This is a genomic window from Mesorhizobium sp., from assembly GCF_004962925.1.
Classification (GTDB): domain Bacteria; phylum Pseudomonadota; class Alphaproteobacteria; order Rhizobiales; family Rhizobiaceae; genus Mesorhizobium.
This window is the reverse complement of sequence record NZ_SUEO01000414.1, coordinates 1-753: the sequence shown is the minus strand read 5'-3', so window position 1 is coordinate 753 and position 753 is coordinate 1. Positions and strand designations below refer to the sequence as shown.

The 753-nt window shown below is 67.2% G+C and carries 1 protein-coding gene; it reads right to left on the bottom strand.

Annotation, left to right across the window (positions count from 1 at the left end):
* On the bottom strand, nt 1-662 hold a 662-nt coding region (locus E5W87_RS35470; protein WP_292408630.1), incomplete at its 3' end, for an iron ABC transporter permease.
* Nucleotides 663-753: the final 91 nt, after the last annotated feature.

Here is a 753-nt window from a genome sequence, read left to right as displayed (position 1 = left end):
GCGCCGGAAAGCGAGCCGAGCTGCCAGAAGGTCAGGTCGCGCAACTGCCGGTCGTCGGCCATGAAGATCAGGATACCGGTCAGCGCCATGGCAAGGGCAGCCAGCGCAATGCCGGCAAGCAACATGGTGGCGACCGAGGTCCGACCATGCCTTGTGGCGACCTGATAGAGCACCAATGTCGTCGCCAACCCGCCGCAGAACGCGGCAAGCGGCAGAGCGAGCGTGCCCAGCACCGAAATTACCGGCGCCAGCACCGTGGCGCCAAGCACGATGACAGCCACCGCGCCGAGGCTCGATCCAGCCGAAACGCCGATGAGACCGGGGTCCGCCAGCGGGTTGCGGAACAGCCCTTGCATGACCGCGCCGGAGACGGCAAGCGCGGCGCCGATCAGCACACCGAGGATGACGCGCGGCAGGCGGATGTCGTAAACGATCAGGCGGTCGCGGGCGCTCAGTGCTTCATTGCCGGGTGCTGCGCCCAACAGCCAATCGCCGACGACGCTGACGGCCGAGGCATCGGATGCGCCTGACGTCAGCGATAACAGGACGGCAACGGCAAGCCCCAGGCACAACAGCAGGATGACGATGCGCGCGCGCCCCGAACGATCGCCGTCGGATGCTGTCGCCATAGTGCCCGCACCAGCGATCGATTGATCCACCATTGGAAGCCCGCTCAGTCCGCGGCCTGCCCGCCATAAAGCGAGGCGGCAAGGTCGTGAATGACGTCGGCCGTGCGCGGCCCGAAGCCGAGCA